This is a genomic window from Paeniglutamicibacter terrestris (assembly GCF_012271785.1).
Classification (GTDB): Bacteria; Actinomycetota; Actinomycetes; order Actinomycetales; family Micrococcaceae; genus Paeniglutamicibacter; species Paeniglutamicibacter terrestris.
The window spans coordinates 68,511-81,799 of record NZ_JAAWVT010000003.1 but is presented as its reverse complement, the minus strand read 5'-3'; the positions used below and the strand labels follow the sequence as shown (position 1 = coordinate 81,799).

12 protein-coding genes are annotated in these 13,289 nt (G+C 60.0%); 1 reads left to right on the top strand and 11 read right to left on the bottom strand.

Annotated features, from left to right (window positions below; genetic code table 11):
- Nucleotides 1-82: 82 nt before the first annotated feature.
- The 8 genes from whiA to HED64_RS08075 form a co-directional block, all read right to left on the bottom strand.
- Entirely contained in the window at nt 83-1,063 is a 981-nt protein-coding gene (gene whiA, locus HED64_RS08110; protein ID WP_168151550.1) for a DNA-binding protein WhiA, read from the bottom strand.
- Between the two features lie 10 nt (nt 1,064-1,073).
- Nucleotides 1,074-2,114 carry a gluconeogenesis factor YvcK family protein gene (locus tag HED64_RS08105; protein WP_168151549.1) on the bottom strand — a complete coding sequence of 347 codons (1,041 nt, stop codon included), beginning with the start codon at nt 2,112-2,114 and terminating at the stop codon, nt 1,074-1,076.
- Between the two features lie 6 nt (nt 2,115-2,120).
- Nucleotides 2,121-3,014 (bottom strand): RNase adapter RapZ, encoded by an 894-nt coding sequence (gene rapZ / locus HED64_RS08100; protein ID WP_168151548.1) that lies wholly within the window; start codon nt 3,012-3,014, stop codon nt 2,121-2,123.
- A gap of 36 nt (nt 3,015-3,050) precedes the next feature.
- A complete protein-coding gene (gene uvrC, locus HED64_RS08095; protein WP_168151547.1) occupies nt 3,051-5,012 on the bottom strand; it encodes an excinuclease ABC subunit UvrC in 1,962 nt (653 codons plus the stop codon).
- 15 nt (nt 5,013-5,027) lie between these two features.
- Nucleotides 5,028-5,696, bottom strand: a complete 669-nt coding sequence (locus HED64_RS08090) for a lysophospholipid acyltransferase family protein (protein WP_168151546.1) — start codon at nt 5,694-5,696, stop codon at nt 5,028-5,030.
- A complete protein-coding gene (locus tag HED64_RS08085; protein ID WP_168151545.1) occupies nt 5,697-6,416 on the bottom strand; it encodes an HAD hydrolase-like protein in 720 nt (239 codons plus the stop codon). It abuts the gene before it with no gap.
- Between the two features lie 80 nt (nt 6,417-6,496).
- Complete coding sequence (gene uvrA, locus HED64_RS08080) at nt 6,497-9,379, bottom strand: excinuclease ABC subunit UvrA (protein ID WP_168151544.1); 2,883 nt, start codon at nt 9,377-9,379, stop codon at nt 6,497-6,499.
- 62 nt (nt 9,380-9,441) lie between these two features.
- Nucleotides 9,442-9,825: a GntR family transcriptional regulator gene (locus HED64_RS08075; RefSeq protein WP_168151543.1), complete on the bottom strand. Its 384-nt coding sequence runs from the start codon at nt 9,823-9,825 to the stop codon at nt 9,442-9,444.
- An 84-nt stretch (nt 9,826-9,909) separates the two neighbouring features.
- On the opposite strand from HED64_RS08075, the gene HED64_RS08070 reads away from it, so the two are divergent.
- Nucleotides 9,910-10,572, top strand: coding sequence for an MBL fold metallo-hydrolase (locus HED64_RS08070; RefSeq protein WP_168151542.1), 663 nt, complete (start codon nt 9,910-9,912; stop codon nt 10,570-10,572).
- Here HED64_RS08070 and HED64_RS08065 read toward each other — a convergent pair.
- The 3 genes from HED64_RS08065 to HED64_RS08055 all read right to left on the bottom strand — a co-directional run bounded on the left by HED64_RS08065 (nt 10,559) and on the right by HED64_RS08055 (nt 13,262).
- A complete protein-coding gene (locus HED64_RS08065; protein ID WP_168151541.1) occupies nt 10,559-12,010 on the bottom strand; it encodes an HNH endonuclease in 1,452 nt (483 codons plus the stop codon). The two genes, HED64_RS08070 and HED64_RS08065, sit on opposite strands and share 14 nt — an antisense overlap.
- A gap of 131 nt (nt 12,011-12,141) precedes the next feature.
- Nucleotides 12,142-12,438, bottom strand: coding sequence for a hypothetical protein (locus HED64_RS08060; RefSeq protein ID WP_168151540.1), 297 nt, complete (start codon nt 12,436-12,438; stop codon nt 12,142-12,144).
- Between the two features lie 35 nt (nt 12,439-12,473).
- Entirely contained in the window at nt 12,474-13,262 is a 789-nt protein-coding gene (locus HED64_RS08055; RefSeq protein ID WP_168151539.1) for a trans-aconitate 2-methyltransferase, read from the bottom strand.
- Nucleotides 13,263-13,289 lie beyond the last annotated feature (27 nt).

Below are 13,289 nucleotides of genomic sequence, written 5' to 3'. Positions count from 1 at the left end.
CAAATCGTGTTTCGTACACCCAGCGTGATGTGGATGCGCTCATCTTCATTACTGCATCTCCGCTGACGCGGAAAAATCGTGGTTAGTGCTCCATCACATCCAAGGGAACGCTCGCCTCGGTGCCAGGTATTCCCATTTCAATGGCCCTTTTGTCGGCCATGGCAAGAAGTCTTCGGATACGTCCGGCGATGGCGTCCTTGGTCATGGGCGGTTCGGCCATGCGACCGAGCTCATCCAGTGACGCCTGTTTGTGCGCCACGCGCAGGGCACCTGCGTACTTGAGGTGTTCGGGAACCTCGTCGCCAAGGATCTCCAGGGCGCGGTCCACTCGAGCTCCGGCGGCAACGGCAGCCTGAGCAGAACGGCGCAGGTTGGCATCGTCGAAGTTAGCCAGACGGTTAGCCGTCGCGCGCACTTCCTTACGCATCCGGCGTTCTTCCCAGACCATCAGTGCGTCGTGGGCTCCCATGCGCGTCAGGAGCTGAGCGATGGCTTCGCCGTCGCGGATGACGACGCGGTCAACCCCGCGGACCTCGCGGGCCTTGGCCACCAGACCCAATCGGCGCGCCGCGCCGACCAGAGCCAGCGCGGACTCGGGGCCGGGGCAGGTAATTTCCAGGGCCGAAGAGCGCCCCGGTTCGGTGAGTGATCCGTGGGATAGGAAGGCGCCACGCCACACGGCCTCGGCATCCGCTGCCGAACCATTAACGATGACCGAGGGCAGGCCGCGCACGGGCCGGCCGCGGCCATCAAGCAAGCCGGTCTGGCGGGCCAGTGCCTCACCGTCACGTACCACCCGGACCACATAGCGGTTGCCGCGGCGCAAACCGCCGCCTGAAACCACAATGATCTCGGAGGTGTGGCCATACACTTCTGCGATGGCCGCACGCAGGCGTCTCGCGGTGGAGGCCAGATCAACTTCCGCCTCAATCACGATGCGACCGGAAATGATGTGCAGTCCACCGCAAAAACGCAGCATGGTGGATACCTCTGCCTTGCGTTCGGATGACCGCCGGATTTCAAGCCGGGACAGTTCGTCCTTAACGGAAGCCGTCAGTGCCATGGATTGTTTCCTAACTGCTGGGCTCGTCTGTGCTAAACGTGGTGAACACGTCGTGGTAGGCGGCGGCAAGTCTCAAGGGGTCGTGGACTGCGCGTCCGGCACCAACCCCTACTTTACCGAAAAAGGTCCGGGCACCTAGCCGGGCCGCCGCCTGAGTGAATGCTTCGTGGTCTGAAATCGTTGCCGGATCGGCCAATACTGCGTCCAAGCGCAATTCAGGAGCATAACGCGAGATGACCTCAAGATGCGCCGCGGCATCCATTCCGGCGGTCTCGGCGGTATCTGTGGATAGGTTCATGGTCAGCAGTCGGCGGGCTGGCGTACGTGCCAACGCCTCGCGCATTTCGGGTAGCAGGAGGTGCGGGATGACCGAGGTGTACCAGGATCCCGGTCCCAGGATCACCCAGTCCGCCAGCTCGATGGCGTCAAGTGCTTCGGTACAGGCGGCGGCATCGGCAGGTTCCAGGCGCACGTTGGTGACCCGCATGCTTTCACCGACCATGGCAAGCTTTGCCTGACCGGAGATGCGGCGGCTGACCAGTTTTGCATCCCCGGATTCTTCCAGCACATCCCCGGTGATGGTCAGCGGGGTGATGCTCATGGGTAGGACCTGACCGCGCGCACCGAGCAGTGCTCCGGCCCAGCGCAGCCCGGCCACGGGATCCTTCAGCAATTCCCAGAGGGCGACGATGAGCAGGTTGCCCACCGCGTGCTGGTCCAGGGAGGCACTGGAACCGGGTTTGGAGACAAAACGGTGCTGCATGACATCGCGCCAGGTCCTCCCCCAGTCGGTGTCATCACACAGGGCTGCCAGGGCCATTCGCAGGTCACCGGGGGGAAGCACGTCGAGTTCTTCGCGCAGACGCCCGGAGGAGCCACCGTCGTCGGCCACCGTCACAATGGCCGTCAGATCGGTGGTGAGTCGGCGCAAGGCCGACAGTGATGCCGAGAGGCCGTGGCCGCCGCCCAGGGCGACCACGCGCACCACCTTGTTTTCACCCGGGGAACGCGAGGGGGGCTGGATGGGGATGGGTCCGGTAAAAAACGCCATGGATGCCTACTCCCGGCCCAGGTCCCGGTGCGTGACGTTCACTCGCACGCTGGGCAGCTGCGACAGGCGGCGGCCAATCTCCTCGGCGGTGGCCACCGAGCGGTGTTTGCCTCCGGTGCAGCCCACGGCAATGGTGGCGTAGTGCTTGTTTTCACGGCGGTAGCCCTCAAAAACGGGTTCGAGGCTGGAGATGAAGCGCTCGATGAATTCGCCGGCACCCTTGGCGGTGAGCACGTAGTCGGAGACTTTTTTCTCCTTGCCCGTAAACGGACGAAGTTCCGGCACCCAGTGCGGGTTGGGGATGAAGCGAACATCTGCCACGAAGTTGGCGTCGGTGGGCAGACCGTACTTAAAGCCAAAGCTCATCACGTTCAAGCGCAGCACAATGGGGCCGGACTCCGAGAAGAGTTCGGTGATGGTGCGTGCTAGATCATGCACCGACATTTCGGTGGTGTCGACGACAATTTCTGCCGCCTCCTTCATCTCACGCAAGACATCGCGTTCCCTCGCGATGCCGTCGCTGATCCGATCATCACCCTGCAGCGGGTGCGGACGCCGGCCCTGTTCAAAGCGTCGCACCAGCAGATCATCTGCCGCATCCAAGAAGAGCACACGGTACTTGATCCCGGCGCTGGTCAGTGATGCCAAGGCCTCCCGCAGCTGCGGGAAGAGTGATTTGGAGCGCACATCCATGACCACGGCCAGCTTTGGGAGCGATCCCCCGGAATGGGCAACGATTTCGGTGAGCATACCCAGCAGCGTCGGGGGAAGATTCTCTACCACGTACCAGCCGTGGTCTTCCAGGGCGTGGGCGGCGGTGGTGCGTCCGGCACCCGACATGCCGGTAATGACTAGGATCTCGGACTCGGGAGGTTTCACTGGGGCAAGCTCGGTGGTCATACCCCCTAGCCTAGTCGTCCCGGACGGCGCGAGGCGTTAGGAAAGGACCTCACCGGTAGTCATGTTCACTGCCGGCGCACCCGTATCGGCCTTGGACAGTTCCGCAAAGACCGTGGCGGCCAGCACCGGACCGATGCCCGAAACCTGCCCCAGTTCTTCAACGGAGGCCGCACGCATCTTTTTCATCGTCCCGAAGTGCTTACGCAGTGCCTCGCGTTTGGCGGGACCCAGACCGGAAATGGAATCAAGCAGCGAGGTGGTCATCGAGGCCGAACGCTTTTTGCGGTGGAAGGTGATGGCAAAACGGTGCGCCTCATCACGCACTCGCTGAACCAGGTACAGGGCGTTGGAGGCACGTGGCAGGATGACCGGGAACTCATCCTCCGGTAGCCACAGCTCCTCCAGACGTTTAGCCAGGCCCACCACGTAGATGTCATCGATACCCAGATCGGCCAGGGCACGGGAGGCTGCGGCGACCTGGGGTGGTCCACCATCAACGATGACCAGCGAGGGCGGGTAGGCGAATCGTCGTGCCGGGGCCTTGGCCGCGGCGTCGGAGATATCCACCTCTCCGGAGACCATCGGCACCATGTTGGCCGATTCCTCTAAGTAGTTTTTGAAGCGGCGAGAAATCACGTCATACATCGAGGCGGTGTCATCGCGGGCCGCCTCACCGGTGATGGCAAATTTGCGGTAGTCACTCTTTTTCGGCAGCCCGTCTTCGAACACCACCATGGAGGCCACCACGTTGGTGCCCTGGGTATGTGAGGCGTCGTAACATTCGATGCGCAGCAGCGGAATCGGCAGCCCGAGGGATTCCTGCAACTCCTGGAGTGAGGCGGAGCGCGTTGTCAGGTCCCCGGCGCGGCGGGATTTGTGCAGGCGCAACGACTGCTCGGCGTTTTCTCGCACCGTTTCGGCGAGTGTTGCCTTGTCCCCGCGCTGTGCCACGCGCAGCGAGACGGCCGAGCCGCGGCGTTCGTGTAGCCAGGCGGCGACGTCGTCGGCGTTTTCCGGGAGCACCGGGACCAGTACCTCGCGCGGGATCCGGTCATCGCCCGCTGCCTCACCGTAGACCTGAGTGAGCAGGTGCTCGATGAATTGTTCGGGGGTCGAGTCCTCGACCTTTTCCACGACCCAGCCGCGCTGGCCGCGGATGCGCCCGTTGCGCACGTGGAATACCTGCACCGCGGCCTCGAGCTCGTCCTCGTGCACGGCGAAGATGTCGGCCTCGGTATTTTCGCTCAGCACCACGGCATTACGCTCGAATACTCGGCGTAGCGCGGCGATGTCGTCACGATAACGACCTGCCTGCTCATATTCGAGCCGCGAGACGGCATCGGCCATCTTGGTTTCAAGTTCCTTGATGAAGCGGGTTCCCTCACCGCCCATGAATTGGCAGAGATCTGCGGCGAGCTCCCGGTGTTCCTCGGGGCTGACGCGGCCCACACAGGGGGCGGCGCATTTGTCGATGTAGCCCAGCAGGCAGGGACGTCCGGAGGATTGTGCCCGATTGAAGACCCCGGTGGAGCAGCTACGTACCGGGAAGACGCGCAAGAGCGTATCCAGGGTCTCGCGGATGGCCTTGGCCGGGTAAAACGGGCCGAAGTACTTGGTGTCCTTGCGCTTGTCCCCACGCATCACCTGCGCGCGGGGGTACTTATCCCCCATGGTCACCGCGAGGTACGGGTAGGACTTATCGTCGCGGAAGACGATGTTAAACCGCGGGTTAAATTCCTTGATCCAGGTGTATTCGAGCTGCAACGCCTCAAGTTCCGAACCGACAACCGTCCATTCAACCGACACCGCGGTATGCACCATGGTGTGGGTCTTGGCGGTCAGCGTGGCGGGATTGGCGAAGTACGAATTCAATCGTGATCGCAGCACCTTGGCCTTGCCGACGTAGATGACGCGGCCCACCTCATCACGAAAGCGGTAGACCCCCGGGTTGATGGGGATATCTCCCGTCGCGGGGCGGTAACTTTTGGGATCTGCCACGGTGTTTTTTCGCTTCTACTCGGCGATGGGTGACTGGTTGTACGCGTCCACCCGCTCCTGGCCGGTGAGTTCAGCGATGGCGTCAACGATCTGGTCGGTGGCGGCACGCCGCTGCGGCAGTGGGTGCTTGCGTCCCAGATGCTCAAATTGCAGTGGTTTGCCGAAGGCGATGGTGAAGTGGTGCGGTTTGATGGTGTTTTTGCCCGCGGGCTGCAGCTTCTCGGTACCGATCAGTCCCACCGGAATCACCGGGGCACCGGTGGTCAGCGCCAGCCAGCCCACGCCGGTGCGGCCGCGGTACAGTTGCCCATCGCGCGAGCGGGTTCCCTCCGGGTAGATGCCGATGCCACTGCCGGATTCCAAGATGTCCACCAGGGATTCAAGGGCCGCAACGGATGCCGCTTGTTCCCCGCGCTGCACCGGGATGGAGCCTACGGATTCGAAGAAGGTCTTCATGGCCTTGCCCTTAAGCCCGGGCGTGGTGAAGTATTCGGCCTTGGCGAAGAACGCAACATCGCGCGGGGTCAGCGCCTGGATGATGATCGAGTCCAAGAAGGACAGGTGGTTGGAGGCGACGATGATCGGTCCGGTGCGCGGAACGTTCTCCAGCCCGGTGATGGTGGGGCGGCACAGCCCCGTCAGTAGCCCGCGGATCGATGAGCGGGTCATGGTGTACAAACTCATCTAAGCGTTAGCTCCCGAGCTGGAGACGGACGCCAACGCGGCGCGCAGCGATTCTTCGGCGAGTGATCCCAGCAGCAGCCCGGCAAGCGCCGGGACATCCACTGCGTGGGCCGATGCTCCCGCGGCCGCTAGTTCTCCGGCTTCGGCGAAGCCCCACTCGGCACCGATGGAGGTCATGGAATTTTCGTTGGCCGCCTCGATGTCATAACGCCGATCCCCGACCATCACGCAGTGCGCGGGGTCTAGGTCGTGCGCGCTGAGGGCAGCGGCCACAATGTGAGTCTTGGAGGAGGAATGCCCATCGCCCTCGTCGTCGTTGCCAAAAATCCCGTCAAGCAGTGGAGTAATCCCCTGGATCTCCAACAGTTCTGCGGCAATGTGCGTGGGCTTGGCCGTGGCGACCAGCACCGTGATTCCGGCTTCACGTAATGAGCCGAGTAATTCCAACACGCCCGGGTAGGGCCGCGAGGACGCCATGCCATGGCTGGCATATTGCGCGCGATAGGTGGAGATCAGCGACCCGATGTTCGTCGGTGTGACGCCCTGGATACTGGCCAACCCGATGGTCAGTGGCGGTCCGATGAGGGACAGGAGTTTTTCTTCACCCGGGTCGGGAATCTGCGCCTGCGTCAACGCATGGCGGATGCCCGAGGTTATCGCCCCGGCGGGGTCCACAAGGGTTCCGTCGAGGTCAAGTAGCACGGCAGAGGGAGCAATCATCACCTTGGTATTCTCGCATGAACCTGGCGGCTTCGCCGTACGTGCATGCCCGAATCGGCATACACGCACGACGTTGATGCCTAGCCAAGCAGTGGCGCGAGGAACTTTCCGGTGTAGCTTCCGGCCGTCTTGGCGACCTGTTCCGGTGTGCCGAGGGCGATGATTTCGCCGCCGCCGCTGCCGCCTTCTGGACCCATGTCGATGACCCAGTCCGCGGACTTGATCACGTCGAGGTTGTGCTCGATGGTGATCACGGTGTTGCCCTTGTCGACCAGCCCCTGAAGGACCAGCAGGAGCTTGCGGATATCTTCGAAGTGCAGGCCGGTGGTGGGCTCGTCGAGCACGTAGATAGAGCGACCATTGGAGCGTTTCTGCAGCTCGGCAGCCAATTTCACGCGCTGCGCTTCGCCGCCGGAGAGAGTGGTCGAAGCCTGTCCCAGACGGACGTAGCCCAGTCCCACATCCACCAGGGTGCGCAGGTGGCGAGAGATCGGGGTGAAGGCGGCAAAGAACTCCGCACCCTCCTCGATCGGCATGTTCAGCACGTCGGCAATGGATTTGCCCTTGTACTGGACTTCCAGGGTCTCGCGGTTATAGCGCGCTCCATGGCAAACCTCACACGGGACATAAACGTCCGGGAGGAAGTTCATCTCGATTTTCAGTGTGCCATCACCCGAGCACGATTCGCAGCGCCCGCCCTTGACGTTGAAGGAGAAGCGGCCCGGCAGGTAACCGCGAACTTTGGCCTCGTTGGTCTCCGCAAAGAGCTTACGAACGTGGTCAAAAACACCGGTGTAGGTAGCCGGGTTGGAGCGTGGGGTGCGGCCGATGGGCGACTGGTCAACGTGGATGACCTTGTCGAGGTGCTCAAGGCCTTCAACGCGGGTGTGACGCCCCGGAACCTGCTTGGCACCATTGAGCTTATTGGCCAGCACCTTGTAGAGCACGTCGTTCACCAGTGTGGACTTGCCCGAACCCGAGACGCCCGTGACGGCGGTCAGAACCCCGAGCGGGAAGTGAGCGGTGAGGTCCTCAAGGTTATTCTCGCGGGCACCGATGACGGTGATCTGTCGCTTCTTATCGATCTTTCGGCGCTTGTCCGGAATCTCGATCTTTTTGCGCCCCGAGAGGTAGTCGCCGGTGATGGAGCGGGTGTTGGCTTTTAAACCTTCCAACGATCCGGAGTGCACCACCTCACCGCCGTGTTCGCCGGCGCCCGGACCGATGTCAACAATCCAGTCCGCCTCGGCGATGGTGTCTTCATCGTGCTCGACGACGATCAGGGTGTTGCCCAGCGAACGCAGGCGTGTCAGGGTTTCGATGAGTCGGCGGTTGTCACGCTGGTGCAGACCGATCGAGGGCTCGTCAAGCACGTAGAGCACCCCAACCAAGCCGGAGCCGATCTGTGTTGCTAGGCGGATACGCTGAGCTTCGCCGCCGGAGAGCGTTCCTGCCGGGCGTTCCAAGTTCAGGTATTCGAGCCCCACGTCGAGCAGGAAGCGCAGGCGGGCCTGAATTTCTTTCAGTACCTGATTGGCGATCTGTGCCTCACGGCCGGTGAGTACCAGGTTCTCGAGGAAATCCGAGCACTCGCGCATCGGCATTGCCGAGACCTCGGCAATGGACTTCTCGTTGATCAGTACCGACAGTGAGGCGGGGTTCAACCGAGCACCGTTGCATTCCGGGCACGGGATCTGGCGCATGTACTCTTCGTATTTGTCCCGGGCATTCTCGGACTCGGTTTCGAGGTGCTTGCGGTGAATGTACTGCACCACACCTTCAAACCCGGTGGAGTACTTGCGCTCGCGTCCGAAGCGGTTCTTGTACTGCACCACAACCTTGTGGTCCTTGCCGTGAAGAATGGCCTGCCGAGCGATGGCCGGCAGCTTGTTCCACGGAGTTTCGAGCGTGAAATCCATTTCGACGCCCAGTCCTTCGAGCAATCGATTCCAATATTCGCTGGTTGCCGTGCCCAATGACCATGGCGCAATGGCGCCGTGTCCCAAGGGCATGTCAACGTCCGGAATGATCAGATCCTCGTCGACCTCAAGGCGCGTACCGATGCCACTGCAGGCGGGGCAGGCGCCGAAGGGGTTGTTGAAGGAGAAGGACCGCGGTTCGATCTCGTCGATGGCCAACGGGTGTTCGTTGGGGCAGGCGAGGTTTTCGGAGAAGGTGCGGATCCGACCGGCATCATCTGCATCAAGGTCAACAAAGTCGATGAGGACTCTGCCCTCGGCTAGGTTGAGCGCGGTTTCGATCGAATCTGTCAGGCGCTGGCGTACCTTGTCATTAATCGCCAGGCGGTCAACGACCACCTCGATGGTGTGTTTGTACTGCTTACCCAGCTTCGGCGGGTCACTGATCTGAATGGTCTCCCCATCCACACGTGCTCGGGAGTAACCCTTGGCACCCAGTTCCTTGAAGAGGTCAACAAACTCACCCTTGCGACCACGGACCACCGGTGCAAGGACCTGGAATCGGGTCTTGGGTGCAAGTTCAAGTAGTTGGTCAACGATCTGCTGCGGAGTCTGCTTGGTGACTGCCTCACCACAAACCGGGCAATATGGCCTGCCCACACGAGCCCAGAGCAGACGCATGTAGTCATAAATCTCGGTGATGGTTCCCACCGTGGAGCGCGGGTTCTTCGACGTTGACTTCTGGTCGATGGAGACCGCCGGGGAAAGCCCCTCAATGAAGTCAACGTCGGGCTTGTCGACCTGACCCAGGAACTGGCGCGCGTAGGCGGAGAGAGATTCGACGTAGCGTCGTTGTCCCTCGGCAAAGATGGTGTCGAATGCCAGCGAGGACTTACCGGAGCCCGAGAGCCCGGTGAAGACGATCATCGCGTCACGCGGCAAATCGAGGTCGACATTGCGTAGGTTATGTTCGCGCGCACCCTTGACCACAAGGCGGGTCAGGTCGTGCGGGCGCTGGGTCTCGAGGGAGCGGGAAGTAGGCACCAGAACATGCTAATCGAAAACTACTTCGAATGGGGAGCACTTGTGAGCAATGCGACCTAGGACTATCCGAGCTGCGAAGTGAAGGCCGCTCGGACGTATGCAACAGCTGCCTTTTCGGAAATTCCCCAGCGTGTCGCAATGGCTGCCAATTCCGACGCAACGTCGGCCACGGCGATGGAACCCTCGTCCTCAGTTGCCTGAACGATGGTGCCGTGCCGCCCGCGGGTCACCACCGCTCCGGAGCCTTCTAATTCCTTATAAACCTTGGCCGCGGTGTTGACGGCGAGGCCCAGTTGGTCGGCGAGCGCCCGCACTGAAGGCAACTTGGTGCCAGCTTTGAGCTTTCCCTTGGAGATGGCAACAAGGATCTGTTGGCGGACTTGTTGGTACGGTGCTGTTTTGTCGGTCGGATCGAGGGCAATGAATGCCAAGGGATTTACGTCCATGAGAAACGTCCTTCAGGTAGATCGTGGGCAAAGCCTGCGCCACAGACTATCTTGCCCCCATTTGGTACGACGTAAGGTATTGCCATGACTGAACTCTTCTTAGACCTATCGAACGCAACTGTCCGCTCCATCAGCGTTTCCGAAATGGCCAACAATATTTATCTCGTGACATCTAAGAGCGACGGTTCGCAACTACTGATCGACGCAGCGGACGATGCGGCGTCCATCGATCGGTTGGTCGACTCTGCGGCGACCGATGCCTCGGTTCCAACGAAGTTGGTCGGCATCGCCACCACTCACCAACATTGGGACCACATCAGAGCTCTGAAGGAATACGTCGAGCGCACCGGAGTAACGACGTATGCCGGCGCGGAAGATGTTGAGGGAATCGCTTCTGGCGCGAACGTAAATATCGATGTACCGCTGAAGCAAGGCGATACCGTTTCGGTTGGGACCACAGTTCTGGAATGTGTTCACCTTCGAGGTCACACTCCTGGTTCCATCGCCTATGTCCTTCGAGACGAGGATGGAACTACCGTCATCCTTAGTGGCGATTCGCTATTCCCGGGCGGCGTGGGCAATACGCAGCAGGATGCTCAGCGATTTACGACGTTGCTCGATGACGTTACGCAACGAATCTTCGAACAATATCCAGATGATTCTTTAGTTCTCCCCGGCCACGGCGTCACCACAACATTGGGCGCGGAGCGTCCCAGCCTGAACGACTGGAGAATCAGGGGCTGGTAATCCTGAAGAACATATCGGATTCCGGCGGATATGCCGGAGTGCCCGGCGGTGGTGGTGCGATAGAGCGGTATGTCTGGCCGCTTGGCGTTTTGATCAGAATGGTGTGCCGAGGTCCAATTACGACAAACTCTTCCCAACCCGAAGTTTCCTTCGTTTGGTTGCAACGAGCACATCGTCCATCGGTATTTGATTCTGTGGTCTGCCCACCCTTGGCGAATTGGAATATGTGGTCAATATGTCGAATTGGTGCGCCACAATATGGGGTACGACAATGTTGATCTCGAATATTGATCAGGTCTTTGAGTTTCTGGGGCACGATGCGTGCCTTTGAATCCATCGCAACTAACTGTCCGGTGGTGGGAGATGTGTACAGGCGCCGCATCCACACTCTGGCCTTTTGCTTACGCTTCGAAAGCTTAGGATCCCTGGCGATCATTCGCCTGACGTATTCGGCTGAGATCGTTCCATATCCCTGAATAAATGCCGGTTCGCTGTCCCCCTCGAGCAAGGATCGATCAGTCATCGAAACACTCAACGAGAGTCCTGGACGGGATGCCACTTCTTGTCCGGTGATTCGTTCAACGGCCGTATCCGCCATGATCTGCTGATCGGTTCGGGCGTCCCCCTTGGCCCGACGTTTTGCGACCTTGGCTAACAAGGCTTGCTTCATGGCTACACCTTGAATAATGGGGAGCACACCGCTAATTCGCATCATCCCGTCGGGCGTCGGCGTTAGCGAAATACGACGCCGATTCTCCGCATCACCGTGCTTGATCATGTCTTCGGTATTGTCGAAGGCAAGGACGATTTTCCGGATGCGAGAGCGCAGTTCATTATCTCCCACACCTTCCAGAGAACCCTGTTCGCCGGCAATCTCCCGGTCAATTAATTCGCGAACTCCAGGATCAAGATTGTTGGTCTCTCGAACGATGAGCATCGATCGACTTTCCTTGAGTTCGCCTCGCTGCAGTGCATCGAAGGTATAGGGCATATGCTCAATCATTGATTTGGCGTACGAACTAAACCGAGGCCCTAAATATTGGGCATCCATACGCGCCAGAGCCACCTCGGCACCGACGCCGCGCGCTGGGAAGTCCTTATAAACCCCATCATCCTCGTGCCGAGCAACTACGTCTTGTTCTAGTCCATACGCTTCTTTGGCTTGTGCGGCACAGACCGACGCTTTGGCACGTTCCAATGCAGCAATGCGGGCAGCTCTTGATACCTCACCAACAGTTTGCGGCAGGCATGCCATGGCCCTCGTCATATCGTTGATGAAATCTACGCAGCTATCGTCGGGCTGCTCGGCCTCGGCACGCTCTCTGGGTGGCCTCGTCATGTCGGCCGGAATGTGCCGATGGCCAAGGATGAGTTCCCCGGCGGCTTCAACTGAAAGAGGCGTCGGGTTCGATAAGTATTTTTCGTACTCTTCGAACATATTTACTACTTTACGCCGGTTGGATGACGTAAGGAAGCCCTATATGGCCATTGTTGGGAGCCAAGAAGACAGCTCGAGTACGACTCCAACGGCGGAAATTTAATATTGGCGGGTGACACCGCAGAACTGAACTATTTGATGTTCATCCCCTGGGCATTGCAGGCCTTCTTGAAGGATTCCTTGTCGATGATGCTGTGAGTACCAGATTCGTCGGTCGAGACAGCATTCCTGATGGCCGCGGTAGTTGACCTTGAGCCGTGATCTGCCGCTTTCACGAGGTTGGTTCTACCGGCAGCACCATCGTCCGTATACCCGCTGACAAAGTGAATACAAGCGGTGTTTCCGTCGGGATCGTCCTGACGAAAGTCCTCGAGAGAGGGTCCACCACAGGCGCTAAGTCCCAAGGCCAGAACGGCGAGCGCAGGCATGACTCTTTTCCGAATGCCACGCCCGCGAGAATCCATCATCGCTTTCGACCGACCATAAAAATTCTCCGGAAGGGGAACAACGTCAGCTCTCCGCCTTGTTTGTCCGGGAACGAGGGATAGGCCTGAGCAACCAGCTCTGCATATTCACGCTCAAACTCCGCGGCATCGGCCTGGTCGAGCTTGGCTAAGATCGGGCGCAGGGCGGTGCCGCGCACCCATTCGAGCACTGGATCGATTCCGGAAAGGATCTGACCATAGGTGGTTTCCCACACATCGGCTTCAAATCCCGCATCCAGCATGATGCGCAGGTAGTCAGCAGGCTCCCCCACTGCGTCATCATGGCGAAGAACTCCGGTCAGCAGTGGTGCCCAACGTGTGGATTCCGCGAGCTGGCGCATCAACGCATGCGATGGCGAACCAAAGTTCCCCGGAACTTGCGCGGCAAACCACGCTCCCGGAGCCAACGCTTCCAGCCACTTGGCTATGAGCTCTCGATGTTCAGGAATCCACTGAAGCATCGCGTTGGACACCAAAACATCGGTTTCGGGTTCGGGCACCCAAGTGGTGGCGTCAATGATCTCGAAATTGAGGTTTGGCGCTTGTTGATCCTTACGCGCTTTTTCGATCATGTCCGCCGACAAGTCAAGGCCAGACACATGGGCGTCCGGCCAGCGTTCAGCCAACGAGCGAGTCAACGGGCCCGGGCCGCAGCCCAAATCGACCACAGCTCTCGGAGTCGCAGCGGTAATACGGGCCGTCAGATCGAAAAACGGTCGATCTCGGTGGTCCGCAAATTGCACATACTTTTTTGGATCCCATTTCATAACCACAGCGTAAGCCGAATGCCGCGC

Bases quoted from the DNA above. Each gene is read 5' to 3' on its own strand.
- HED64_RS08070 (WP_168151542.1), top strand. From the start codon at position 9,910: ATGACTGAACTCTTCTTAGACCTATCGAACGCAACTGTCCGCTCCATC.
- HED64_RS08090 (WP_168151546.1), bottom strand. From the start codon at position 5,696: ATGAGTTTGTACACCATGACCCGCTCATCGATCCGCGGGCTACTGACG.
- whiA (WP_168151550.1), bottom strand. From the start codon at position 1,063: ATGGCACTGACGGCTTCCGTTAAGGACGAACTGTCCCGGCTTGAAATC.
- HED64_RS08060 (WP_168151540.1), bottom strand. From the start codon at position 12,438: ATGCCTGCGCTCGCCGTTCTGGCCTTGGGACTTAGCGCCTGTGGTGGA.
- rapZ (WP_168151548.1), bottom strand. From the start codon at position 3,014: ATGACCACCGAGCTTGCCCCAGTGAAACCTCCCGAGTCCGAGATCCTA.
- HED64_RS08085 (WP_168151545.1), bottom strand. From the start codon at position 6,416: ATGATTGCTCCCTCTGCCGTGCTACTTGACCTCGACGGAACCCTTGTG.
- HED64_RS08075 (WP_168151543.1), bottom strand. From the start codon at position 9,825: ATGGACGTAAATCCCTTGGCATTCATTGCCCTCGATCCGACCGACAAA.
- HED64_RS08105 (WP_168151549.1), bottom strand. From the start codon at position 2,114: ATGGCGTTTTTTACCGGACCCATCCCCATCCAGCCCCCCTCGCGTTCC.
- HED64_RS08065 (WP_168151541.1), bottom strand. From the start codon at position 12,010: ATGTTCGAAGAGTACGAAAAATACTTATCGAACCCGACGCCTCTTTCA.
- HED64_RS08055 (WP_168151539.1), bottom strand. From the start codon at position 13,262: ATGAAATGGGATCCAAAAAAGTATGTGCAATTTGCGGACCACCGAGAT.